A 22,242-nucleotide genomic window follows, 5' to 3' on the forward strand; every position below is an offset into this window, starting at 1 on the left:
ACAGACGAAGCTTGTAAAGCCCGTTCCGGCGCGGGATAATGGCGCACGGAGTTCAGGAGCCCATGACCGCCACCACCCGCAAACCCCGATCCTCGCGCAGCGGACGCGCGACCATGGCCGATGTGGCCGCCGCCGCCGGGGTCAGCGCCATGACCGTGTCCCGCGCCCTGCGCCGGCCCGATTCGGTCAGCGCGGAGGTGCGCGCCCGCGTCGAGGAGGCCAGCCGCCGCCTTGGCTTCGTACCCAGCCGCGTGGCGTCGGCCCTGGCCTCGGCGCGTACCATGACGGTGGCGGTGCTGATCCCATCGCTGACCAACGCCGTCTTCATCGACCTGCTGGCCGGCGTGCAGGAGACGCTGAGCCCGCAAGGCTACCAGCCGATGATCGGCCTCACCGGCTATGGCCCGGAGGAGGAGGAGCGCGTGCTGCGCATGCAGCTTTCCCACGATCCGGACGGGGTGATCCTGACCGGGCTGGACCACACGCCGGGCACCTGGGACCTGCTGCGCGGCCTGACCGTGCCGGTCGTCCACACCATGGACTTGTCCGTGGAGGGGGATTTGGCCGCGGAAGGCCAGGACGGCGGTTGCGGCGTGCAGGCGGTCGGCTTCTCCCAGTTCGACGCCGGCTACGCCATCGGCGCGCATCTGGCGGAGCGGGGGCGGCGGCGCATCGGGCTGATCGCCGGGCAGCTCGACCCGCGCACGCGCCAGCGCTGCGACGGCTGGCGGCAGGCGTTGCGCGACGCCGGGCGGCACGACCCGGCTCTGGAGCTGATGGTTCCGGACGCCACCTCCGTCGCGCTGGGTGCCGAATTGCTGGAGCGCGCGCTGGCCGCGCATCCGGACACCGACGCGCTGTTCCTGTGCAACGACGATCTGGCGCAGGGCGCCCTGTTCCAATGCGCGCGGCTGGGCATCCCGGTGCCGGACCGGCTGGCCGTCGCCGGATTCAACGATCTGGCCGGGTCGGCCTGGACCCTCCCGCCGCTGACCACCGTCGCCACCCCCCGCCGCGCCATCGGCGTGGAGGCCGCCCGCCTGCTGATCGCGGGCATGGAGGACCGGGGACCGGGCCGGGAAAATCCGCGCCGCGTGGATCTGGGCTTTCGCCTGATGATCCGCGAGACCACTTGAGAAACCGCAACAGACCTCCGCGCCGCGGGGCGTCATCGAAAAGAAAGTACGGGAGTTCGTCGTAATGGTGCAGGGCAACTCGACCGGGACCGGAGCCAACATCGCGGTCCTCGGCCTGGGCGTGATGGGGCGCAACCTCGCCGCCAATCTGGCCGACCACGGGGCCGTGGTGGCGGGCTACGACCTGGACGAGGCGCGCCGCGCCGCCTTCGCCGCCCAGGTCGCGGGCGCCATCCCCTGCGCGTCGTTGGAAGACCTGCTGGGCGCGCTGAAGGCGCCGCGGGTGATCCTGATGATGGTGCCCGCCGGCCCTCCGGTGGACGATCTGACGGCGGCCCTTCTGCCCCGCCTGTCGCCGGGCGACGTTCTGATCGACGGCGGCAATTCCCATTTCCGCGACACCAACCGCCGTGCCGCGCTCGCCGCCGCGGCGGGCGTGCGCTTCGTCGGGCTGGGCGTGTCGGGTGGCGAGGAAGGGGCACGCCGCGGCCCGGCCCTGATGGCCGGCGGCGACGCGGAGGCGCTGGCTCCCGTCGCGCCGCTTCTGGCCGCCATCGCCGCCCGCGCGCCGGACGGGGAGTCCTGCTTCGCCCGCGTCGGGCCGGAGGGGGCGGGTCATTTCGTGAAGATGATCCACAACGGCATCGAATACGCCGACATGCAGCTGATCGCCGAGGCGTATCATCTTCTGCGCGAGATCGGCGGCTGCTCCTACGAGCGGCTGGGGGAAATCTTCGCGGAGTGGAACGGCGGGGAGCTGGCCTCCTACCTGATGGAGATCACCACCGACATCCTGCGCACCAGGGACGGCGAGACCGGCGCCCCGATTTTGGAGGTGATCCGCGACGCCGCCGGCCAGAAGGGCACCGGCCACTGGGCGGCCACCACCGCGCTGGAACTGGGCATGCCCGCCCCGACCATCGCGGAGGCCGTGCACGCCCGCTGCCTCTCCGCCCTGAAGGAGGAGCGTGTGCGCGCCGCGGAGGCGCTGGCCATTCCCCACGCCCCGGCGACGGAGGATCTGGTCGCGTCGGTGGGCGACGCCCTGCTCAGCGGGCGGATCGCGGTCTATGCGCAGGGCTTCGCGGTGATCGCGGCGGGCAGCCGGCAGTTCGGCTGGGAAGTCGATCTGGCTGCGGTGGCGCGCATCTGGCGCGGCGGCTGCATCATCCGCGCCCGCCTGCTGGACCGCATCCTGACCGCGCTGAACCGCGCGCCGGAACTGCCGAACCTGATGCTGGACCCCGACATCGCCGCCCTGATGACCCGCGGCGACGCCGGCTTCCGCCGCGTGGTGGCCGCCGCCACGCTGGCCGCGGTGCCGGTTCCGGCCATGGCCTCGGCCCTGTCCTACTGGGACGGCTACCGCAGCGGGCGGCTGTGGGCGAACATGATCCAGGCCCAGCGCGATTACTTCGGCGCCCATGGGTATGAGCGCACGGACCGTCCGGGCATGGTGCATACGGAGTGGAAGGGGGCCTAAGCTCGTCATACTGGGCCCCCTCCCCGACCCTCCCCCACTTCGCGGGGGAGGGCTAAAGTCCCCTCCCTCGCCGAAGGTGGGGGAGGGTTAGGGAGGGGGCCCGGCGCGACCATTCACCCCTTCGGAAACACCGGCGCCCGCTTCTCGAAGAAGGCCGTCACGCCCTCCCCGGCCTCGTCGTGGAACAGCGACTCCACGAAGGCGTCGCGCTCCCGGTCGAGCTGCGCCGACAGCCCGCCATAGGCCGCCTCCAGCAGACCCTTCGCACGGCCCAGCGCGGCGGTCGGACCGTCGGCCAGCCGCTCGGCCCAGGCGGTCGCCTCGGCCAGCGCGCCCCCGGGGGCGGTCACGCGATTGACCATGCCGAGCTGCGCCAGACGCGGCGCCCCGATCCGCCCGCCCTCGAACAATATCTCCGCGGCGAGCTGCGGCGGAAGCGCGCGGGCCAGCGACGCCGTGCCGCCGCCGTCCGACGTCAGCGCGACCTTGATGTAGGCCAGCGTGAAAACCGCGTCCTCCGCCGCGACGATCAGGTCGCAGGCCAGCGCCAGCGGGAAGCCCGCTCCGCCCGCTGGGCCTTCCACCGCGGCGATCACCGGCTTCGGGCAGGCGCGCAGGCTGCGGATCATGGCGTGGAAGCTCTCCACCCCCGCCCGCACGCCCTCGCGGTCGCCGTTGCGGGCCTCCTTCAGCCATTTCAGGTTCCCGCCGGAGCAGAAAGCGCCCTCGGCGCCGGTCAGCACCACGGCCCCGACGCCCGCGTCCTCCGCCGCCGCGTCGAAGGCGGCGCGCGCCGCCTCCATCAGCGCCGGGCCGATGGAGTTGCGGGTGGCCGGGTCGTTGATGGTCAGGCGCAGCACACGGCCGTCTCGCGCGATATCCAAGCCAGTCTTCTTATCGTTCGTGTCGTTGGTCATCGGGGTGTTCCCTCCGGATTTTCACTTCCGGCGAGATATTTGAACATTCCTTCGGCGGACGCCAGCAGTGCTCCGTCCTCCTTGCGCCGCACCTCGCCCCGGCAACCGACGATCTTGCGCCCGCCACCCAGCAGCGTGCCGCGCGCCACCACCGCTCCTTCCGCCACCGCGCCCAGGAAGCTGGAGGTCAGCGACAGCGTGACCACCCGCCGGGAATGGCCGGGCACCGTGCAATGGGTCGCCGCCAATCCCATGGCGGTGTCCAGCAGGGTCATCAGCGCACCGCCGTGCAGAACGCCGCTTCGGTTGCGGTGCTGCGGGCCGATGGTCAACTCGACCTCCGCCGTTCCTTCCTCCCACCGCACCGGCGCGTAGCCAAGCAGGTTCTGGAAGCCGGAAGCCGGCTCGCCCTTCATAAGATCGTCCATGAACGCGCTCTCCAACCCTTCTTCTTGGTTCAAGAGCGCCAGTCTCGCACAAAATCGCGGGTCAGTGCCGCCGCGCCGCCTTCAAAAAGCGCTCGCGGTCGCTGGAGCCGACACGCATGTCGAACACGTCGCCCTCCCGCTCCATGGTGAGGGGCACGTCCACCCCCGCCGGGCCGAGGCTCCACAGCGCACGGTAGAAGTCGGCCAGCGAGCCCACCGGCTGCCCGGCCACGGCGCGCACCACGTCGCCGGCCCGCAGTTCCGCCCGTTGCGCCGGCCCGTCCCCGGCCAGTCCGACCAGCACCACCCGCTCCCGCTCGTCCTGCGTGGCATAGAGGCCGAGCCAGGGCCGCGGCGGGCCGCTGACCCGCCCACGGGTCATCAGGTCGTCCAGGATCGGCTTCAGCAGGTCGATGGGAACGTTCATGTTCAGCGGCAGCACGCGCTCCTCCGGCGCCCGGTACTGGAGCTGGAGCGAGCCGATCCCCAGCAACTCGCCCCCCGCGCCCAGAATCGCCGTGCCGCCCCAGTTCGGATGCGCCGGCAGGGTGAACAGCGCGTCGTCGATCATGTATTCCCAGTAGCCGGCGAACTCCTGCCGGGCGACCACCCGCGCGGTCAGAGACCGTTCGCGCCCGCCGGCCCCGGCCACCACCACGGGATCGCCCAACTGCACATGGCGGGAGGAACCGAGCATCAGCGCCGGCACGCCCAGCGGCGACAGCGCCTGGACCAGCCCGAATCCGCTGGTGTGATCGTAGGCCACCACATGGGCCTGCACCGCCCGCCCGTCGTTGGTGGTCAGCCAGACCTCCTCGGCCTCCGCGATCAGATAGCCGATGGTCAGGACCAGCCCGTCCCCGCGGATGACGGCGCCCTGCCCGGCCCGCTCCGTCCCCAGCACGCCGGCGGTGTAGGCGTCCTCCGGGACGCTGGCGCGAAGCCCCACCACGGCGGACAAGGCGCGGTCCAGGTCATAAGCCAGATCATCCGGGTCGGGTTGGAATTGCGGCGGAATCCGCCAGTCTTCGGACGGTGGCATCGGCGGCTCCTCTGCACGGGGGACGGGCGGTCCCTTCCCCATCGGCTTTATTCTCCATGGCCTTATTTGGGAAGCCGAACGCCGCTGCTAAGCCCGGCGTTCCGTCCCCCCTCCTCCGCGCGCGAAACCCATGGGCCGCGGCGGTGTTGTCCGGGATCGAGTCACCGAGGGAGGATATGATGGGCCTGTTCGATTTCTTCCGCCGCGATCATGGCGAAAAGGTGGGCAACGCCGACACCCCCACCGCCGATGAGCTGAAGGCCCACCTTTCGCAGGTCGGCCTGCCGGCGAACGGTCTGGACATCCAGGTCGCCGACGACACCGTGACCGTCCGCGGCAGCACCGCCTCGCAGGAGGAGAAGGAGAAGATCGCGGTGGCGCTGGGCAACGTGAAGGGCGTGTCGCGCGTGGACGACCAGACCGCGGTCATCGCCAAGGACCAGGGACCGGGCGGGCCGGACCAGCCGACCGTGCCGCCCACGGAGCAGCCGGCCGGCCAAACGCGGTTCCACACGGTGGAGAAGGGCGACACCCTGTCCGCCATCGCCAAGAAGGTCTACGGCGACCCGAACCGCTACGCGGCCATTTTCGAGGCGAACAAGCCGATGTTGAAGGACCCGAACAAGATCTACCCCGGTCAGGTCCTGCGCATCCCGCAGCAGTGACGGGGCGTCTTCCCGCGGCGGGGATGAACGCCCGCCGCGGGTTCGGTCCGCAGAGGTGCAGATCGCACCGGATTCCCCCATAAGTCCGACCGATCTCGAATTGCTCCGCCCAGGCCGGACCGGCAGGCTTGCCTCCACAACCGGCAGGGAGGCGCAGGCCATGAAGATTATGCAGTATCCGACCGAACTGATTCCGCGGTTCGCTTCGAACAATCTGGGCACGCACAAGACGCTGCCGTCCTGCGTCGAACTGCTGGCGGGGCTGGGCGATGCGGAGAAGGCGTTCAACTCGATCACTTGGAACAAGCTGATGCTCCAGGCCCTCGCCAAGCCGGCGCCGTTGGACGACGACACCATCAGCGTCTACGAAAGCGAGGTCGACAACGCCATCGACCGCGTGTTCCGCAAGATGAAGATGGTCAACACGCTGGCCGCCGCGGCCGCCAAGGATCTGGGCACCCTGGCGAAGAAGGACCCCAAGGACGCGGAGGCGAAGAAGGCCCTGGCTTTCGCCAAGTCGGTGCCCGGCATCACCGCGAAATCCGTCAAGGCCCTTGAGGAAGGCATCGCCAAGGACCGCAAGGACATCAAGGCGCGGCTGGAGAAGGACGAGGCGGCCTATGAGAAGCAGCGCAAGGCGGCCGAAAAGGCGCAGGCGCAAACCAACGGCGGCCAGTTCGTGAACCCCTTCGTCAACAAGAAGATGGATGAAGTCCTGAAAAGCAGCAAGCTGACGCTTCTGCTGCACGCCTTCGCCAAGACGGAGCACACCGACGAGAACATCGAGTTCCTGTCGATCACGCGCAAGGGCGTCGACCAGCGGGGCGCGCTGAAGCTCTACAACCTGTACATCGACGTGAATGGGGCGAAAAGCCTGAACATCTCGAACCAGCAGCGCACCGATTTCGCCAACGGGATCGGCAACGGTGCTTATGTTGGCGTTCTGAAGAGCATCCGGTCCCATATCCTGCTCGTCGCCAACGACGAAACCCTGGTGCGGGCACGAAAGCTCGATGAACCCGCCCTGCGCAAGCTCGGCTACAAGTGACGCCGTAGGGCGCCTGCCCTCAGGCGGCGCCCCTCCAGCGGGTGAGCAGCGCCGCCAGCCGGTCGAACCCGGCGTCCAGCACCACCGCCAGGGCCGCGACGATGACCGCGCCCTGCACGACGTAGGCGGGGTTGGACCCGTTCAGCCCGATGATGATCGGCAGGCCCAGAGTCTTCGCCCCGACCGTGGAGGCGATGGCGGCGGTTCCAAGATTGACGACCGCCGCCGTCCGCACCCCGGCCAGGATCACCGGGGCGGCCAACGGCAGTTCCACCCGCAGCAGGATGTCTCCCGCCCCCATGCCCATGCCGCGCGCCGCCTCGCGCACCGGCTCGGGCACCGATTCCAGCCCCGCCACCGTGTTCTCCACGATGGGGAGCAGCCCGTAGAGCGTCAGCGCGATCAGCGCCGGGGCGGGGCCGAAGCCCAGCACGGGGACGGAGACGGCCAGGACGGCCACCGGCGGAAAGGTCTGGCCCATGGCCGCCACGGCGTCCAGGACGCCGCGGAACTCCGCCCCGAAGGGCCGCGTCACCGCGATGCCCGCCGCCCCGCCCAGGACGACGGCGGCCAGGGTCGAGGCGCCGACCAGCGCCAGATGGTCCAGGGTCAGCGCCAGAAAGCTGTCGGCCTCGTACAGGGGCCGGTCGAGCGTTGGAAAGACCACGGCGAACAGCGGCTTCAGCGCCGGCATGCCGAGCACCAGCGCCGCCAGGATCAGCAGGCCCAGGACCAGCCGGTCCGCCATCACGCTCCGGATGCCGTTCATGAGACGACGGTCATGGCCGGTCCGGCGGACGCACGAGGTCCGCGAGGTGGAGGACGCCCGCCGGGCGCCCCTGTCCGTCCGTCACCGGCAGCCGGTCGGTGCCCCGCGCCACCATCTCCGCCAGCGCGTGACGGAGGGGGGCTTCCGCCCGCAGGGGCTCGCCGGGGGCCGTTTCGCCGGTCCGCAGACGCTCCGCCACGGTTTCCACGGCCAGCCGCTTCAGCCCCCAATCCTCGCGCCCCACCAGATCGCGCACCGTGCCGCCGGCGGGGCGGGTCAGGATGTCCAGCGGCGTGCCGGTCTGCACCAGACGCCCGCGGTCGAGCACGGCGATCTGGCTGGCGAGAGTCAGCGCCTCGTCCATGTCGTGGGTGACGAAGACGATGGTGGTGCCGGTCGCCTTGTGGATCGCCGCCATCTCTGCCTGCAGGGCCCCGCGGGTGATCGGGTCGAGCGCGCTGAACGGCTCGTCCATCAGCAGGATGTGCGGCTCCGCCGCCAGCGCGCGGGCCACGCCGACGCGCTGCTGCTGCCCGCCCGAGAGCTGGTGCGGGTAGGCGCCCCGGTAGCGCTCCGGGTCGAGGTTGAGGAGGGTCAGAAGCTCCGTCACCCGGTCGCGCACCCGCGCCTTGGGCCAGCCGAGCAGGTCCGGCACGGTGGCGATGTTGCGCTCCACCGTCCAATGCGGGAACAGCCCGACGTTCTGGATGACGTAGCCCATGCGGCGGCGCAGCGCTTCGGGCTTCAGGCGGGCAATGTCCTCCCCCTCCACCCGGATGGTGCCCTCGTCTGGCGCGATCAGCCGGTTCATCATCTTCAGAACCGTGGACTTGCCGGAGCCGGACGGCCCGATCAGCACGCGGAACTCCCCTGCCGCCACGGTGAAGGACAGGCCATCCACTGCGGTCCAGGCACCGAACCGCTTGGTCACCCCTTCGAACGCGATCACGCCACCGGTCTCCCCACCCTCGACAAGGCCAGGGCGGAGGCCAGCTTCAGCACGGCGTCGGCGGCGACCGCCAGCAGGATCACCGGCACCGCCCCCAGCAGCACGAGGTCCAGCGCGTTGGCGAACAGCCCCTGGAACATGATGGCCCCCAGCCCGCCCGCTCCGATCAGCGCCGCCACCGCCGCCAGCCCGACCGCCTGAACCAGCGTGATCCGCAGCCCGGACAGCAGGACCGGCAGGGCCAGCGGCACCTCCACCCGCCAGAAGACCTGGCGCGGAGTCATGCCCATGCCCCGTGCGGCCTCCCGCACCGGCTCCGGCACGCCGGCCAGCCCCGCCGCGCAGTTGCGCGCGATGGGCAGCAGCGAATAGAGCGTCAGGGCGATCACCGCCGGCACCGGCCCCACCCCGCCGACCCCCAGGGCCGACAACGGCGCCAGAAGCAGCCCGAACAGGGCGATGGACGGGATCGTCTGCACGACGTTCAGCACCGGGAAGACCAGCCGCCCCACGGCGGGCGAGCGCTGCGCCGACACCCCCAGCGGCACACCGATCAGCAGCGTCGGCACCAGGGCCGCCGCGACCAGGGCGGCGTGGCGCAGCACGGCGGCGGCGAAGACGTCCCGCTGGTTGGCGTATTCCTTCATGATCGAAAGCTGGTCGAGATGCCCGGTGGCCAGTTGCCCGCCGATCAGCGCCGCCGCCAGCGCGCCCACGGCGATCCGCCCGACCGGCCCCAGCCCCAGCCGCCGCACCCCGTCGAGCACGGCCAGCAGAGCCGCCGCCTCCATCACCCAGAATCCCGCCCCGAAGGAGGTCCGCGCCGCCGGGGCCGCCGTCGCGGCGAGCAGCGCCGCGTGCTGCCCCGCCAGCCAGACCAGCCCCGCCGCGGACAGAACGCCCGCCCCGGCATAGAGGGCGTTCACCACCCGCCCGACGCGCAGGAACGGCACCGCCAGCAGCGCGGCAAACGGCAGCAGCGCCACCCCGTTCCATCCGCCGCCAGCCACCGCGCTCAGCGGGATGCCCTTCCCCGACAGCAGCCGGTTCGGCGCGAAGCCGAGGAACGGCAGGGCCAGCGCCGCCGCCACGATGACGGCGCCGAGCAGCAGGGCCACGCGGTTGTGAGGACGCCGGGTCATCCCGCCGGTTCAGGACGCCATCAATTCAGGAAGCCCTTCGACTTCAGATAAGCGGTGGCGACCGTCCGCAGGTCCTGCCCTTCCACGGAAATCTTCGCGTTCAGCCCGCGCAGGGTTTCGGTGTCCAGCGACTTGAAGACCGGGTCCAGAAGCTCCTGAATCCGGGGAAGGGCGTCCAGCACGCCGTCGCGGATGGTCGGGGCCGGAGCGTAGACCATCTGCGCGCCCTTGGTGTCCTTCATCACCACGAGGTCCAGGGCCGCGATGGCGCCGTCCGTCCCGTAGACCATGGCGGTGTTGACGCCGGACGTGCCTTCCGCCGCCGCCCGGATGGTCGCCGCCGTGTCGCCGCCGGCCAGCACCAGGATCTGGTCGGGCTTCAGCGTGAATCCGTAGGCCTTCTGGAAGGAGGGCAGCGCCGCCGGGCTTTCCACGAACTCCGCCGAGGCGGCGAGCTTCGCCGTGCCTCCGGCACCGACCCAGCGCGCGAAATCCTCCATGGTGGCGAGGCTGTTGGGCGCCGCCACGTCCCGGCGGAGCGCGATGGCCCAGGTGTTGCTGGCGGGCGCCGGGGCCAGCCAGACGATGTTGTGCTTGTCCCGGTCGAGCTGCTTCACCGTCTCGTAGCCGGCGGCGGCGTTCTTCCAGGCCGGATCATTTTCGAGGTTGAAGAAGAAGGCGCCGTTGCCGGTGTATTCCGGATAGATGTCGATCTCCCCGGCCAGCAGCGCGCTGCGCACGATGCGGGTGGGGCCGAGCTGGATCTTGTTCTCCACCGGGATGCCGTTGGCCTCCAGCACCTGAAGGATCATGGTGCCGAGCAGACCACTCTCGGCGTCCAGCTTCGACCCGACGCGCACCTTGTCCGCCGCCGCAGCGCTCCCCGCCGTCAGCAGCGCGCCCAGCGCAAGGGCGGCCACCGCCCGAATCACACGCCGCATCGCCCGCATCCTCCCGACCGTCGTCCGTTCTGTCCGTCCGCTAGGATGGGGAAGCCGGCCCGCCGCGGCAACCCGCCCTTTCCGCCTGTGCGGTCCTCCATTTTGGAGAATGGGGTCACGCCGTGACGTGGTCCTCCGCGTCACGGGCCGCCCGCGCCCCGGCACCCTCGACCCAGCCGCCCAGTTCGCGCTCCACGATGTCGGCCAGGAAGGCGATGTGGTCCGGATGGTCGTTCAGGCAGGGGATGTAGGTGAAACGCTCGCCACCCGCGGCCATGAAGGCGTCCTTCACCTGGAACTGGATTTCCTCCAGCGTCTCCACGCAGTCGGCGGAGAAGCCCGGAGCGATCACCGCGATCTTCGTCTTCCCGGAACGGGCCAGTTCCTCCACCGTCTTGTCGGTGTAGGGCTTCAGCCACTCCGCCTTGCCGAAGCGCGACTGGAAACTGTATTGCACGCGCCCCGGCTCCCAGCCCAGACGCTCCGCCAGCAGGCGCGCGGTCTTCACGCAGAAGCAGTGGTACGGATCGCCGCGGTCCAGATAGGCCTTCGGCAATCCGTGGAAGCTCGCCAGCAGCACGTCCGGCGTGTGGTCCAGCGCCGCGATGTGCCGCACCACCGAGCGGGCCAGCGCCTCGATGTAGCCCGGCTCGTCATGATAGGCGGGGACGGTGCGGACCGCCGGCTGCCAGCGCATCGCCATCAGCTTGCGGAAGGCCTGATCGTTGGCCGTCGCCGTGGTGGTCGCCGAATATTGCGGATAGAGCGGGAACAGCAGGATGCGGTCGCAGCCCTGGTCCTTCAGCCTCTGGATCGCCGGTCCGACCGCCGGCTGGCCGTAGCGCATGGCCCAATCCACCAGCACGGCGCCGCCGTGGCGCGCCTCCAGGGCCGCCGCCACGCCTTCCGCCTGGGCGCGGGTGACGGTCTTCAGCGGGCTTTCGTTCCGCTCCTCGTTCCAGATGCTTTTGTAGGCATGGCCGCTCTTGCCCGGGCGCACGGTCAGGATGATGCCGTTCAGCACCGGCCACCAGACCGCCTTCGGCACCTCGATCACGCGGGGGTCCGACAGGAACTCCTTCAGATAGCGGCGCATCGACCAGTAGTCGGTCGCCTCCGGCGTTCCGAGATTCATCAGAAGCACACCGACGCGGCGGGCGGGAACCGGCGGATGGTCGGCGGGCTTGGGAATGGGCAGCATGATGTCGGTCACCTCGATGTCGCGGCGGGCAGCATAATAGCGGGCCGAACCCATCGGAAGCAGCCCTTTGTCCCTATGCCGGCGATAGGGCCGGGCTATCCTCCGACCGTTCGAACAGCGTCTTACGTCCGATCCGCGAAAACGGATTTCAGATCGACCGCGCCATCCGGTCGCAGGTCCAGGTCGAGCTGACGTTCCACCGAGTCGAGATGGTCCATCATCAGGCGCACCGCCTCGCCCGGCGGGCCGGCCTCCAGCGCCTCCACGAACCGCCGGTGCTCGGTGGCGGAGCAGGAATGGGACGACCGCCGTTCGAAGGCCGCGATGGCGAGGCCGGAGCGGTCGATCAGGTCGGCCAGGATGCCGGCCAGCGTGGCGTTCCCGGCGAAGTCGGCCAGCAGAAGGTGGAATTGCCCGGACAGGCGGATCAGCGCCATGCGGTCGCCGGCCCGGTCGGCCTCCTCCTCCTGCGCCAGATGGGCGCGCAGCTTTGCCGACGTCTCCTCCGGCAGGGGGCGGGGCGCGCGCTCCAGCGCCTCCACCACGGCGCGTTCGATCACCCGGCGGGCCTCGAACACCTCGCGCGCCTCCCGCGCGGTGGGCTTGGCGACGAAGGCGCCGCGGTTGGGAATCAGGGTCACCACCCGCCGCTGCGACAGCACAAGCAGCACCTTGCGCACCCGTTCCCGGCTGACGCCGAACACCTCCGCCAGGCTCTCCTCGGCCAGTTTGGTGCCGGGCGGCAGACGGCGGTCGGCGATGGCCTCGCCGATGCTGCGGACGATGCGGGCTTCCGCCCCCTCTCCCCGTCCCCGGACGGCGCGGCGGGGCGCGCTCAGGATGGTTTTCATGATGGCACGGGCGCTGTTCAGATCGTCGCCGCGGATTGTGCACAAAACGGACCAGCGGAGAAACGCAGCCGTCGCACCCTGCCCATGCAACGGGCACAGCCCTCCCATGCACAATTTCGCGCCACAGCGCCGAAATCCTGACCATTCGCCGAATCTCCGCGCCGAAAAACGCCCGGATTCCGCCATTCCTACGCTGGCATGGAACTTGCGGATGTCTCCGTCAGCCGCAACCGGCCCCACGGATTGTGCACAAAATCGGAGACGATCATGACTGCCGGATCGATTGCCGCCGGATCGACCGTCGAACTGGTGAAGCTGCGGAAGTCCTACGGCTCCACCGTCGCCGTGGACGGGATCGACCTGCGCATCGCCGCCGGCGCCTATTGCTGCCTGCTCGGCCCCAGCGGCTGCGGCAAGACCTCCACGCTGCGCATGATCGCCGGGCACGAGGACATCTCCGACGGTGACCTGCTGATCGGCGACCGGATCGTGAACGGGGAGCCGCCGGCCCGCCGCGGCACCGCCATGATGTTCCAGAGCTACGCGCTGTTCCCCCACCTGGACTGCACCGACAACGTCGCCTTCAGCCTGAAGATGAAGGGCGTCGCCAAGGAAGAGCGCCGCCGCCGCGCGCGGGAGATGCTGGACCTCGTCCACATGTCCCAGTACGCGGACCGGCTGCCCGCCCAGCTTTCCGGCGGCCAGCAGCAGCGCGTGGCGCTGGCCCGCGCGCTCATCACCCGGCCCGGGGTGCTCCTGTTGGACGAGCCGCTGTCGGCGCTCGACCCCTTCCTGCGCATCCGCATGCGGGAGGAGCTGAAGCGCCTGCACACGGAGCTTGGCATCACCTTCGTCCATGTCACCCACAGCCAGACCGAGGCGATGGCTCTGGCCGACCTCGTGGTGGTGATGAACCAGGGTCGGATCGAGCAGGCCGGCCCCCCGCGGGAGGTGTTCAACCAGCCGCGCACCGCCTTCGTCGCCCGCTTCATCGGCGGCCACAACGTGGTGGACGACGGCGCGGGCCGCCGGGCCGTGCGCGCCGACCGCATCCTGCTGGGCCAGCCGGCCAATTCCGATCACGGCGCCGACCATCAGGTGCAAGGCACGGTCCGCGCGCTGGAGTATCACGGCGCGTCCGTCCACCTGACGCTCGACGTGCCGGGCGCCGACGATTTCGCCGTGGTGCTGGACGAATCCCGCTTCTACGACGCCCCGCTTTCCATCGGCGACCGCGTGACCGCGGGCTGGAAGGCGCGCGACGTCCACCCCCTGGTTTCCTGATCCCTTCCCCCTTCAAGAACCGACCGACCACACTGGAGGCACAGAGCATGACCGAGACGCGCACCGGCTCGCCCCTTTCCGCCGGGACCACTAAGGGCGTCAGCCGCCGCACGCTGCTGAAGGGCACCGCCGCCGCCGCGGGTGTGGCCGTCGGGTCGGGGGCGATCACCGGCTTCCCCACCATCTGGGCGCAGAACATCAAGAACGTCACGCTGCGCCAGTTCGGCACCGGCGTGTCGAACCTGAACGCCGTCGCCGACAAGGTGAAGGAGGATCTGGGCTTCACGCTTCAGATGACCGCGCTCGATTCGGACGCGGTGGCCCAGCGCGCGGTGACCCAGCCGAAGTCCTACGACATCGCCGACATCGAATACTGGATCTGCAAGAAGGTCTTCCCGGCGGGCGTGATGCAGCCGATGGACGTCGCGAAGATCAAGAACTTCGACAAGATCGTCCCGATCTTCGTGAACGGCAAGCTGACCCCGGACAGCGCCGTCGCCCAGGGCACGGCGCCGCACACCGTCGGCTTCGTGGAAGGCAAGGACAGCACGAAGTTCGCCACGTCCGCCACGCAGTGGATGACGCTGATCCCGACCATCTACAACGCCGACACGCTGGGCATCCGCCCCGATCTGGTGGGCCGCCCGATCACGAGCTGGACGGACCTTCTGGACCCGGCCTTCAAGGGCAAGGCGTCGATCCTGAACATCCCCTCCATCGGCATCATGGACGCCGCCATGGTCTGCGAGGCCATGGGCGAGGTGAAGTACGGCGACAAGGGCAACATGACCAAGGAGGAGATCGACAAGACCCTCAAGATCATGACCGACGCCAAGAAGGCCGGCCAGTTCCGCGCCTTCTGGAAGACCTTCGACGAGAGCGTGAACCTGATGTCGTCGGGCGAGGTCATCATCCAGTCCATGTGGTCGCCCGCCGTGGCCGCCGTGCGCGCCAAGGGCATCCCCTGCGTCTACCAGCCGCTGAAGGAAGGCTACCGCGCCTGGGGCGGCGGCCTGGGCATCGCCAAGCATCTGAGCGGGCTGGAGCTGGACGCGGCCTATGAGTACATCAACTGGTACCTGTCGGGCTGGGTCGGCGCCTATCTGAACCGCCAGGGCTATTACTCCGCCGTGCTCGACACCGCGAAGGAGCACATGTCGGCGGACGAGTGGGCCTTCTGGATGGAGGGCCAGCCGGCCAAGACCGACATCCTCAGCCCCGAAGGCAAGGTGATGGAGAAGGCCGGCGCGGTGCGCGACGGCGGCTCGTTCAAGGACCGCATGGGCCGTGTGGCCTGCTGGAACGCGGTGATGGACGAGGACCGCTACATGGTCCGCAAGTGGAACGAGTTCGTCGCGGCGTAACTTCGGCCCGCTTGCCCCCACCCTTCCCATGCTGCGCATGGGCCCCTTCCCTCCCCCGCTGGGCGGGGGAGGGAGCATCGAGTTCCCTCCCCCGCCCAGCGGGGGAGGGTCAGGGTGGGGGCAAGACTCTCACACACCAGCACTCCCCCACGGCAACGGACCCCTGCGCCATGACCGTCACCGCCGCCCCTCCCGAAGCAGCGTCCAGCGCGTCCGCGGCACCGCGGGGCGGCGGGGTGCGCCGTTCCGTGCTGCGCCGGGCCGTTCCCTACCTCCAGGCGGGTCCGCTGGCGCTGACGCTGCTGGTCTTCCTGCTGATCCCCATCCTGACCATCGTCGCGGTCAGCTTCTGGGACTACGACAGCATCCGCATCTACCCGGACTTCGTGCTGACCAATTACGAGGAGCTTCTGACCTCACCGGTCACCTGGAAGACCTATCTGAACACGGTGAAGTTCGCGGCGCTGACCTGGATCATCACGCTGCTGATCGGCTTTACGGTCGCCTATTTCCTGGCCTTCCACGTCCAATCCACGACCTGGCAGATGGTGCTGTTCCTGGTCTGCACGATCCCCTTCTGGACCTCCAACATCATCCGCATGATCTCGTGGATTCCCTTCCTGGGGCGCAACGGGCTGCTGAATTCCGGCCTGATCTCCGCCGGGCTGATCGACCAGCCGCTGGAGTTCCTGCTGTTCTCCGACTTCGCGGTGGTGCTGGCCTTCGTCCACCTCTACGCGCTGTTCATGGTGGTGCCGATCTTCAATTCGATGATGCGCATCGACCGCGCCCTGGTCGAGGCGGCGCGCGACGGCGGCGCCAGCGCGGCGCAGGTGGTGTGGAACGTCATCCTGCCGCTGGCCAAGCCGGGCATCGCCATCGGGTCCATCTTCGTCGTCACGCTGGTGATGGGCGACTTCATCACCGTCCGGCTGATGAGCGGCGGGCAGAGCGCCTCCATCGGGCTGATGATCGCCAACGAAATCTCGCTGCTGCAATACCCCGCCGCCGCCGCGAACGCCGTCGTCCTGCTGGCCGTCGTCCTCATCATGGTCGTGGCGATGCTGCGCATCGTCGACATCCGCAAGGAGCTGTGAGCCATGCGCCAAAGCCGCCGCGGCCTGTCCTTCCACCTGCTCGCCGCCTTCTTCGGGCTGTTCGTCCTGTTCCTCTACGGGCCGATCGCCACCATCACCATCCTGTCCTTCCAGGGGCCGGAGGGCGGGTTGACCTTCCCGATGAACGGCGTCTCCCTCCACTGGTTCAGGAACCTGTTCGAGCAGCAGGCGGTGGGCGATTTCGGCGGCTCCTTCCGCCGCTCCATCGCGCTGGGGCTGACGGTGATGGTGCTGACGGTGCTGTTCTCTCTGCTCGCCGGTTTCGCCTTCCGCCGCCGCTTCCTGGGCAGCGGGGCGCTGTTCTATCTGGCGGTGGCGAGCCTGATCGTGCCGTCGATCCTGGTCAGCCTGGGCATCGGCCTGCTGTTCAACATCCTGGGGATCGAACCGACATGGTACGGCTCGGCGCTGGGGGCGCATCTGACCTGGACGCTGCCCTTCGGCCTGCTGATCGTCTTCGCCATCTTCAACCGCTTCAACCCGGCCTACGAGGAGGCGGCGCGCGACCTGGGCGCCACGCCTTGGCAGACGGTGCGGCATGTGGTGCTTCCCATCCTGCTGCCCAGCCTGATCGGCGTCGGGCTGTTCGGCTTCACCCTGTCCTATGACGAGTTCGCGCGCACGCTGATGACGGCGGGGTCGTTCAACACCCTGCCGCTGGAGATCTACGGCATGACCACCAACGTCACGACGCCGGTGCTCTACGCGCTGGGGACGCTGACGACGCTGTTCTCCTTCACGGTGATCGCCCTGTTCCTGGCCGGGGCGATGATCCTGCGCCGCCGCCGTCTGCGGCGCACCGGCGCCGCCGCTTGAGACGCAAAGGACCATCCATGCGCATCCTGGTCGTCAACCCCAACACCACCGCCTCCATGACCGGGAAAGCCGGTGCCGCCGCCCGCGCCGTCGCGGCGCCGGGGACGGAGATCGTCGCCGCCAACCCCGCCATGGGTCCCGCCAGCATCGAGGGCTATTACGACGAGGCTCTCGCCGTACCCGGCCTGCTGGAGGTGATCGCCGCCCATGAGCGCGCCACACCCGGCATCGACGGCATCGTGATCGCCTGCTTCGACGACGTCGGGCTGGACGCCGCGCGCTGCCTGTCCGCCGTCCCGGTGGTCGGCATCTGCGAGGCGGCAATGAAGACCGCCACCCTGCTCGGCGGGCGGTTCAGCGTGGTCACCACCATGCCGCGCTCCGTCCCGGCGCTGGAGCATCTGGCGGAGCGCTACGGCGTAGCCGGGCGCTGCCGGGTGCGCGCCGCGGGCGTGCCGGTGCTGGCGCTGGAGGACCCGGCGTCGGGCGCCGTGGAGCGGGTGCGCGAGACCATCCGCCGCGCCATCGCGGAGGATGGGGCGGAAAGCATCGTTCTGGGCTGCGCCGGCATGGCCGATCTGGCGCGCGCTCTGACCGCCGAGATGGGCGTGCCGGTGGTGGACGGCGTCACCGCCGCGGTGAAGCTGGTGGAGGGGCTGGCCGTCCTGGGCTTGCGCACCGGCAAGGCGGGCGGTTACGCTTTCCCCCTGCCCAAACCCTACGCCGGGGACATGGCGCGCTTCGCCCCCGCCCCGCAGCCCTGAACCGGAGGGACGCCATGGAAGGCTACCGCGTGCGCGTGATGAGCCGGGCCGAGCTGGATCTGGCCGTGGATTGGGCGCGGGCGGAGGGCTGGAACCCCGGCCTGCACGACGCCGGGGCCTTCCACGCGGTGGACCCGGAAGGCTTCCTGATTGGGGAGTTGGGCGGCGAACCGGCGGCCTGCATCTCCGTCGTGCGCTATCCCCGGAATTTCGGCTTCCTCGGCTTCTACATCGTGCGGCCCGATCTGCGCGGGCGCGGCCTCGGCTGGGACCTGTGGCGGGCCGGGCTGACGCATCTGGAAGGCTGCACCGTCGGGCTGGACGGGGTGGTGGCGCAGCAGGAGAATTACCGGAAGTCCGGCTTCGCGCTGGCGTACCGCAACATCCGCTACGGCGGCGCGCCGCCCGCCGGAACCTCCTCCGCCGCGGCGCTGGCGGACGCGCGGACGGTGCCCTTCGACCGGCTTCTGGAGTGGGACCGCGCCCTATTCCCGGCACCGCGCGCCGGTTTCCTGTCCAACTGGATCGCCCTGCCCGGCGCCACCGCGCTCGCCGCCCTGAACGACGGAGAGTTGCGGGGGTTCGGCGTGATCCGCCCCTGCCACAGCGGCAGCAAGATCGGCCCGCTCTACGCCGCCGACCGCGGCACGGCGCGCGATCTGGCGCTGGCGCTCGCCGCAACGGCGGGCGGCGGCCCGATCTTCCTCGATGCGCCGGAGGTCAACCGGGAGGCCGTCCTGCTGGCGGAGGAGCTGGGCCTGACCCCGCAATTCGAAACCGCCCGCATGTATCTCGGCCCTGCCCCGGTCATCGACACGGCCCGCCTGTACGGCGTGACCACCTTCGAGTTGGGCTGAGCCGCCGCCTTCCGTCATGGACTTGGCTTGTCCGGGCGGTCTACTCTCCCCGCAGTTGCACCGCCCGCTCCCCGCGATGGACGCCCCATGACGGACCGCCGTACCCCCCGGCCCTCGATCACCGAAGCCCTTACCCTTCACACCGATGGCCGCAGCGACGAGGCGGAGAAGGCGTACCGCCTGATCCTGAAGCGGGAGCCGCGGAACTCCGACGCCTGGCATCTGCTGGGCGTGCTGCATTCCGAACGCGGCGACCACGAAACCGGCGTCTCCATGATCCGCAAGGCCCTGTCCATCAGGGAAGCGCCGGAATATCACCTGAACCTCGGCGCGTCCCTGCTGTCCATGGGCCGGATGGAGGAGGCCATGGCCGCCTTCATGGCCGCCCTGCGCCTCAGCCCGGTCAAGGCCGACATCCATTTCCAGATGGGCAACCTGTTCCACGCCCAGCGCCGGCCCAACGAAAGCGTCGCCGCCTACCGCAAGGCCATCGCGTTGCGGCCCGGCTTCGTCGAGGCCCTCAACAACCTCGGCAGTCTGCTCATGGAGGTCGGAGAGACCGAAGCCGCCCTGGCCGCCTTCGCCGAGGCCATCCAGGCCGCTCCGGCCAACGCCGAGTCCCATTGCAATCTCGGCTATGCCCTGGACACGCTGGGCCGGCTGGGCGAGGCGGCGGCGGCCTACAACGTCGCCCTGACCTTCCGTCCGGATTACGCCCTCGCCTGGTCCAACCTCGGCAACACCCTGAAGGGACAGGGGCGACTGGAACAGGCCATCGCCGCCTACCGTTCGGCGCTGACCCACCACCCGGATTTCTCCCTGGCGCAAAGCAACCTCCTCATGGCGCAGCATTACACGCCGGAGTGTACGAACGCCGACTTCCTGGCCACCGCCCGCGAATGCGCCGGCCGGAACGGCGGCGGGGCGCCCGTGGCCGCTCCGGCGGTCCATGACGGGGGCGGCGCCCGTCCCCTGCGGATCGGTTACGTCTCCGCCGATTTCAAAGGCCATCCCGTCGGCTATTTCCTGGAAAACGTCCTGAAGTCGCACGACCGGTCGGCGGTCACCGCCATCGGCTACGCCAACAACGGCCGGATGGACCATGTGACGGAGCGCCTGCGCGCCGCGGCCGACGATTGGCGCCCGATCGTCGGGTTGAGCGACGGGGCGGCGGCCGAGTTGATCCGGCAGGACGAAGTCGACATCCTGGTCGATCTGTCCGGCCACACCGGCAGCAACCGCCTGCCGTTGTTCGCCCGGCGGCCCGCCCCCGTCCAAGTGAGCTGGCTCGGTTATTTCGGGACGACCGGCCTGCCGGCCATGGACTGGATCATCGCCGACCGCCACGTCGTCCCGCCGGGGGAGGAGCGTTTCTTCACCGAGAAGGTCTGGCGCCTCCCCGGAAGCTATCTGTGCTTCACCCCGCCGGTGGAGGAGGTCGCGGTCGGGCCGCTTCCCATGCTCGGCGGCGGTCCGGTCACGCTGGGCGCCTTCCACAACCGGGCGAAGATCACCCCGAACACCGTGGCCCTGTGGTCGCGGCTTCTCACCGCACTGCCGCAGGCCCGTCTGTTGGTGAAGTCCAGGGAGTTCGACGATTTCGGCGTGCGGCAGGCCCTGCGCGACCAGTTCGCCACGCACGGAATCGAGTCCAACCGGCTGCGCATGGAAGGGCGCTCGCCACGGGCGGCCTATTTCGACAGCTACAACCGCATCGACGTCGCGCTTTCTCCCACGCCCTTCGGCGGCGGCACGACGACGGCGGAGAGCCTGTGGATGGGCGTGCCGGTGGTGACCCTCCGCGGCGACCGCTGGGCCGGGCGCATCGGCAACAGCTTCCTGGAGACGCTCGGCCTCGCCGACCGGCTCGTGGCGGACGGTCCCGAGGACTACATCGCCAAGACAGCCGCCCTCATCGGCGATCCGTCCGCCCTGGCCGACCTGCGCGCGGGCCTTCGGGAGGCCATGCTCCGCTCGCCCCTCTGCGACGCCCCGGCCTTCGCCCGGTCGCTGGAGGAGGCCTACCGCTCCATGTGGGACGCCCGGAAGAAGGAGCCGTAAGGGATAGCCCGGGTGCGCCGAAGGAAGTCCTTCCGATACGCCCTGGGACACCGGCGCCCGTCATGCGTTGATGGATCGACGACGCACCGGAAGCGAGGCCGAGACGCCGATGATGAAAGATCCCAAACAGATCGCGCGGGTGGCCCTGCAATCGGCCCGCGTGAATGTCGAGGTCTATGAGGCCTGCGGCCTGATCGACGCGCCGTCGGCCAGCGGCCTGCGCTACAAGATCGCCGTGCAGGCGGGCGACGTGAACGGCGACGACTGCCGCTTTCCCTCCTGCGCCTGTTCCTGGCCGGACTGCTCCCGTCAGGCGGAGGCGGAGGACCGTCAGCCCAGCGGGCCGACATTCTCCACGTAACGCTCCATGGCGGCCACACCCTCTTCGGTCAGCTCGATGAAGACGCGGCGCCCGTCCTTGTCGTCGGCGATGCGGCGCACCAGCCCGCGGTCGTGCAGGTCGGCGATGCGGCGCAGCGCCGTGGTCTGGGCCACGCCCGACGCGATGCACAGCGACGACACGGAAATCCGCCGCCCCTGGAGATGGTTGATCATCAGGTCCAGAAGCATGTCCCAGCAGGGGTCCTCGAACAGGCCCTTGGGAAAGAACTTCTCGCGGGCGGCGCGCTTGCGCCGGATCGCCGTCAGGATGCCCAGGCTGTCCGGCTCGCCGCCCTCCGCCGCCGGTTCGGAAAGGCAGGGAGCCGCCGCGGGAGCTGCCATCGGGGCCGCCGCGGCGCGCGGGGCCGGGACGAAGGGCATCACGCGGCCCGCCGAGGACTCCCCGCGCAGGGCGCGCACCGACTCGATGAGCGCCAAGCCGTGACGGTAGGCCTGTTCCAGCGCGTCGTCCCGGCTGTCGACCGAAACCGGCGGGAGGTCGGCAGCACCGGCACCCCCCCGCCCGCCGCGCAGGTGGGACAGCGCGCGTTCGATCTGGGCCTCGTCCTCCGGATCGGTCACCACGTCGGCGGCCTCCAGCCGCAGGGCGCGCACCACGTCGTCCGCCTCCGGGTTGCGGGCGAACAGGATGCAGGCGAGGCCGCGATGGGTGCGGTGCAGCCGCTCCATCAGCGCCAGCCCGTCGAACCAGGGGGAGTTGCCGTCCACGAACACCGCGCCGATGCTGCGGTCCGCGTCGAGAAGGCCGAGCGCGGAGATCACGTCGCGGGTGTCCTGCACCCGGTGGCCGAGCCGCAAGGCGCAGTCGCGGATGCCCGCGATGGCCCCGCCGTCGTTGCCGATGATCAGAATGGAAGGGACCGCCGCCGAGTAGCCGGCCGCCGTTTGACCGGCCAGCGTGAGACGCTCCGCCGAATGCGGAACCAGGGACCGTTGCATGTCGCTCTCACCCGTATCAGATGGCGCGCCGGTTGACCGGCGGCGGTGTCGGGTCCGCCGCGGAG

Annotated in this window: 22 protein-coding genes; 12 read left to right on the plus strand and 10 right to left on the minus strand. The window is 70.0% G+C overall.

Annotation, left to right across the window (positions count from 1 at the left end; translation table 11 throughout):
* Window positions 1-62: 62 nt before the first annotated feature.
* Window positions 63-1,136 (plus strand): HTH-type transcriptional regulator GntR, encoded by a 1,074-nt coding sequence (gene gntR / locus DS843_RS06805; RefSeq protein WP_286191976.1) that lies wholly within the window; start codon window positions 63-65, stop codon window positions 1,134-1,136.
* A 64-nt stretch (window positions 1,137-1,200) separates the two neighbouring features.
* A complete protein-coding gene (gndA, locus tag DS843_RS06810) occupies window positions 1,201-2,619 on the plus strand; it encodes an NADP-dependent phosphogluconate dehydrogenase (RefSeq protein WP_149468142.1) in 1,419 nt (472 codons plus the stop codon).
* A gap of 113 nt (window positions 2,620-2,732) precedes the next feature.
* Here gndA and DS843_RS06815 read toward each other — a convergent pair whose 3' ends face one another.
* From DS843_RS06815 to DS843_RS06825, 3 genes are all read right to left on the minus strand, one after another.
* The gene (locus tag DS843_RS06815) at window positions 2,733-3,503 is read right to left on the minus strand and encodes an oxepin-CoA hydrolase, alternative type (RefSeq protein WP_286191977.1); all 771 of its coding nucleotides are present in this window, start codon (window positions 3,501-3,503) and stop codon (window positions 2,733-2,735) included.
* Window positions 3,504-3,532: 29 nt separating this feature from the next.
* A complete protein-coding gene (locus DS843_RS06820) occupies window positions 3,533-3,964 on the minus strand; it encodes a PaaI family thioesterase (protein WP_149468144.1) in 432 nt (143 codons plus the stop codon).
* Between the two features lie 61 nt (window positions 3,965-4,025).
* Window positions 4,026-5,006, minus strand: a complete 981-nt coding sequence (locus tag DS843_RS06825; protein WP_149468145.1) for a S1C family serine protease — start codon at window positions 5,004-5,006, stop codon at window positions 4,026-4,028.
* Window positions 5,007-5,182: 176 nt separating this feature from the next.
* Between DS843_RS06825 and lysM the strand changes: the two genes are divergently transcribed.
* Together lysM and DS843_RS06835 are read left to right on the plus strand one after the other, a co-directional pair.
* Window positions 5,183-5,671 (plus strand): peptidoglycan-binding protein LysM, encoded by a 489-nt coding sequence (lysM, locus tag DS843_RS06830; protein WP_286191978.1) that lies wholly within the window; start codon window positions 5,183-5,185, stop codon window positions 5,669-5,671.
* Window positions 5,672-5,831: 160 nt separating this feature from the next.
* Window positions 5,832-6,719: a regulator of G-protein signaling domain-containing protein gene (locus DS843_RS06835; protein WP_149468146.1), complete on the plus strand. Its 888-nt coding sequence runs from the start codon at window positions 5,832-5,834 to the stop codon at window positions 6,717-6,719.
* Window positions 6,720-6,738: 19 nt separating this feature from the next.
* Here DS843_RS06835 and DS843_RS06840 read toward each other — a convergent pair whose 3' ends face one another.
* From DS843_RS06840 to DS843_RS06865, 6 genes are all read right to left on the minus strand, one after another.
* A complete protein-coding gene (locus DS843_RS06840) occupies window positions 6,739-7,488 on the minus strand; it encodes an ABC transporter permease (RefSeq protein WP_149468147.1) in 750 nt (249 codons plus the stop codon).
* A 10-nt stretch (window positions 7,489-7,498) separates the two neighbouring features.
* Window positions 7,499-8,437: an ABC transporter ATP-binding protein gene (locus DS843_RS06845; RefSeq protein ID WP_149468148.1), complete on the minus strand. Its 939-nt coding sequence runs from the start codon at window positions 8,435-8,437 to the stop codon at window positions 7,499-7,501.
* Complete coding sequence (locus DS843_RS06850; RefSeq protein ID WP_149468149.1) at window positions 8,434-9,579, minus strand: ABC transporter permease; 1,146 nt, start codon at window positions 9,577-9,579, stop codon at window positions 8,434-8,436. The genes DS843_RS06845 and DS843_RS06850 overlap by 4 nt, the downstream gene beginning before the upstream one ends.
* Window positions 9,580-9,599: 20 nt before the next feature.
* The gene (gene osmF, locus DS843_RS06855; protein WP_149468150.1) at window positions 9,600-10,520 is read right to left on the minus strand and encodes a glycine betaine ABC transporter substrate-binding protein OsmF; all 921 of its coding nucleotides are present in this window, start codon (window positions 10,518-10,520) and stop codon (window positions 9,600-9,602) included.
* Window positions 10,521-10,635: 115 nt separating this feature from the next.
* Entirely contained in the window at window positions 10,636-11,775 is a 1,140-nt protein-coding gene (hemH, locus tag DS843_RS06860; RefSeq protein WP_149468151.1) for a ferrochelatase, read from the minus strand.
* Window positions 11,776-11,843: 68 nt separating this feature from the next.
* The gene (locus DS843_RS06865) at window positions 11,844-12,572 is read right to left on the minus strand and encodes a GntR family transcriptional regulator (RefSeq protein ID WP_286191979.1); all 729 of its coding nucleotides are present in this window, start codon (window positions 12,570-12,572) and stop codon (window positions 11,844-11,846) included.
* A gap of 267 nt (window positions 12,573-12,839) precedes the next feature.
* On the opposite strand from DS843_RS06865, the gene DS843_RS06870 reads away from it, so the two are divergent.
* From DS843_RS06870 to DS843_RS06905, 8 genes are all read left to right on the plus strand, one after another.
* Entirely contained in the window at window positions 12,840-13,856 is a 1,017-nt protein-coding gene (locus DS843_RS06870; RefSeq protein ID WP_149468152.1) for an ABC transporter ATP-binding protein, read from the plus strand.
* A gap of 47 nt (window positions 13,857-13,903) precedes the next feature.
* Window positions 13,904-15,220, plus strand: coding sequence for an ABC transporter substrate-binding protein (locus DS843_RS06875; RefSeq protein WP_149468153.1), 1,317 nt, complete (start codon window positions 13,904-13,906; stop codon window positions 15,218-15,220).
* Between the two features lie 170 nt (window positions 15,221-15,390).
* Entirely contained in the window at window positions 15,391-16,317 is a 927-nt protein-coding gene (locus DS843_RS06880) for an ABC transporter permease (protein WP_208852192.1), read from the plus strand.
* 3 nt (window positions 16,318-16,320) lie between these two features.
* Window positions 16,321-17,154, plus strand: a complete 834-nt coding sequence (locus tag DS843_RS06885; protein WP_149468154.1) for an ABC transporter permease — start codon at window positions 16,321-16,323, stop codon at window positions 17,152-17,154.
* 17 nt (window positions 17,155-17,171) lie between these two features.
* The gene (locus tag DS843_RS06890; protein WP_149468155.1) at window positions 17,172-17,918 is read left to right on the plus strand and encodes an aspartate/glutamate racemase family protein; all 747 of its coding nucleotides are present in this window, start codon (window positions 17,172-17,174) and stop codon (window positions 17,916-17,918) included.
* A 14-nt stretch (window positions 17,919-17,932) separates the two neighbouring features.
* Window positions 17,933-18,775, plus strand: a complete 843-nt coding sequence (locus DS843_RS06895; protein WP_149468156.1) for a GNAT family N-acetyltransferase — start codon at window positions 17,933-17,935, stop codon at window positions 18,773-18,775.
* 87 nt (window positions 18,776-18,862) lie between these two features.
* The gene (locus DS843_RS06900) at window positions 18,863-20,836 is read left to right on the plus strand and encodes a tetratricopeptide repeat protein (protein ID WP_149468157.1); all 1,974 of its coding nucleotides are present in this window, start codon (window positions 18,863-18,865) and stop codon (window positions 20,834-20,836) included.
* Between the two features lie 109 nt (window positions 20,837-20,945).
* On the plus strand, window positions 20,946-21,197 hold the full coding sequence (locus tag DS843_RS06905; RefSeq protein WP_149468158.1) for a hypothetical protein: 252 nt from the start codon (window positions 20,946-20,948) through the stop codon (window positions 21,195-21,197).
* On the opposite strand, the gene DS843_RS06910 is transcribed toward DS843_RS06905, so the two are convergent.
* Window positions 21,167-22,177 (minus strand): response regulator, encoded by a 1,011-nt coding sequence (locus tag DS843_RS06910; protein ID WP_149468159.1) that lies wholly within the window; start codon window positions 22,175-22,177, stop codon window positions 21,167-21,169. The two genes, DS843_RS06905 and DS843_RS06910, sit on opposite strands and share 31 nt — an antisense overlap.
* Between the last annotated feature and the right edge of the window lie 65 nt (window positions 22,178-22,242).

The sequence above is a fragment of the Roseomonas genomospecies 6 genome (assembly GCF_008365375.1).
Lineage (GTDB): Bacteria > Pseudomonadota > Alphaproteobacteria > Azospirillales > Azospirillaceae > Azospirillum.

Coding starts and splice junctions, on each gene's coding strand:
- gntR (WP_286191976.1), top strand. CDS start 63: ATGACCGCCACCACCCGCAAACCCCGATCCTCGCGCAGCGGACGCGCG.
- gndA (WP_149468142.1), top strand. CDS start 1,201: ATGGTGCAGGGCAACTCGACCGGGACCGGAGCCAACATCGCGGTCCTC.
- DS843_RS06820 (WP_149468144.1), bottom strand. CDS start 3,964: ATGGACGATCTTATGAAGGGCGAGCCGGCTTCCGGCTTCCAGAACCTG.
- DS843_RS06825 (WP_149468145.1), bottom strand. CDS start 5,006: ATGCCACCGTCCGAAGACTGGCGGATTCCGCCGCAATTCCAACCCGAC.
- lysM (WP_286191978.1), top strand. CDS start 5,183: ATGATGGGCCTGTTCGATTTCTTCCGCCGCGATCATGGCGAAAAGGTG.
- DS843_RS06835 (WP_149468146.1), top strand. CDS start 5,832: ATGAAGATTATGCAGTATCCGACCGAACTGATTCCGCGGTTCGCTTCG.
- DS843_RS06840 (WP_149468147.1), bottom strand. CDS start 7,488: ATGAACGGCATCCGGAGCGTGATGGCGGACCGGCTGGTCCTGGGCCTG.
- DS843_RS06850 (WP_149468149.1), bottom strand. CDS start 9,579: ATGACCCGGCGTCCTCACAACCGCGTGGCCCTGCTGCTCGGCGCCGTC.
- osmF (WP_149468150.1), bottom strand. CDS start 10,520: ATGCGGCGTGTGATTCGGGCGGTGGCCGCCCTTGCGCTGGGCGCGCTG.
- hemH (WP_149468151.1), bottom strand. CDS start 11,775: ATGGGTTCGGCCCGCTATTATGCTGCCCGCCGCGACATCGAGGTGACC.
- DS843_RS06865 (WP_286191979.1), bottom strand. CDS start 12,572: ATGAAAACCATCCTGAGCGCGCCCCGCCGCGCCGTCCGGGGACGGGGA.
- DS843_RS06870 (WP_149468152.1), top strand. CDS start 12,840: ATGACTGCCGGATCGATTGCCGCCGGATCGACCGTCGAACTGGTGAAG.
- DS843_RS06875 (WP_149468153.1), top strand. CDS start 13,904: ATGACCGAGACGCGCACCGGCTCGCCCCTTTCCGCCGGGACCACTAAG.
- DS843_RS06880 (WP_208852192.1), top strand. CDS start 15,391: ATGACCGTCACCGCCGCCCCTCCCGAAGCAGCGTCCAGCGCGTCCGCG.
- DS843_RS06885 (WP_149468154.1), top strand. CDS start 16,321: ATGCGCCAAAGCCGCCGCGGCCTGTCCTTCCACCTGCTCGCCGCCTTC.
- DS843_RS06890 (WP_149468155.1), top strand. CDS start 17,172: ATGCGCATCCTGGTCGTCAACCCCAACACCACCGCCTCCATGACCGGG.
- DS843_RS06895 (WP_149468156.1), top strand. CDS start 17,933: ATGGAAGGCTACCGCGTGCGCGTGATGAGCCGGGCCGAGCTGGATCTG.
- DS843_RS06900 (WP_149468157.1), top strand. CDS start 18,863: ATGACGGACCGCCGTACCCCCCGGCCCTCGATCACCGAAGCCCTTACC.
- DS843_RS06905 (WP_149468158.1), top strand. CDS start 20,946: ATGATGAAAGATCCCAAACAGATCGCGCGGGTGGCCCTGCAATCGGCC.
- DS843_RS06910 (WP_149468159.1), bottom strand. CDS start 22,177: ATGCAACGGTCCCTGGTTCCGCATTCGGCGGAGCGTCTCACGCTGGCC.